The organism is Bradyrhizobium sp. SRL28, assembly GCF_018596315.1.
Taxonomy (GTDB): domain Bacteria; phylum Pseudomonadota; class Alphaproteobacteria; order Rhizobiales; family Xanthobacteraceae; genus Bradyrhizobium.
The window spans coordinates 1-417 of record NZ_JAHEAG010000231.1 but is presented as its reverse complement, the minus strand read 5'-3'; the positions used below and the strand labels follow the sequence as shown (position 1 = coordinate 417).

The window sequence follows — 417 nt, the reverse complement described above, 5'->3', positions numbered from 1 at the left end:
GCTGGCGCGCCGGCCCGTCTGGCGCTGCCGACGGACCGGCCGCGGCCGGCCCAGCCGTCGTTTGCCGGGGCCAGTGTGCCTGTTGTCATCGATGCGGATCTGACGCGGGGGCTGAAGCGGCTGAGCCGGCAGCATGGCACGACGTTGTTCATGACGGTGCTGGCGGCCTGGGCGGCGGTGCTGGCGCGTCTATCGGGGCAGGACGACCTTGTGATCGGCGTGCCGAGCGCCAATCGCGGCCGGCGCGAGATCGAAGGGTTGATCGGCTTCTTCGTCAACACCCTGGCGCTTCGCCTCGACCTGTCGGGCGAGCCGAGCGTGTCGCAGCTTCTGGAACGGACGCGGCGCACGGCGCTGGCCGCGCAGGAGCATCAGGACCTGCCGTTCGAGCAGGTAGTGGAGATCGTGCAGCCGCCA

General features: G+C 70.7%; 1 protein-coding gene. It reads left to right on the top strand.

Annotation, left to right across the window (positions count from 1 at the left end; all coding sequences use genetic code 11):
* On the top strand, positions 1–417 hold a 417-nt coding region (locus tag KIP88_RS46130), incomplete at both ends, for a condensation domain-containing protein (RefSeq protein ID WP_214494671.1).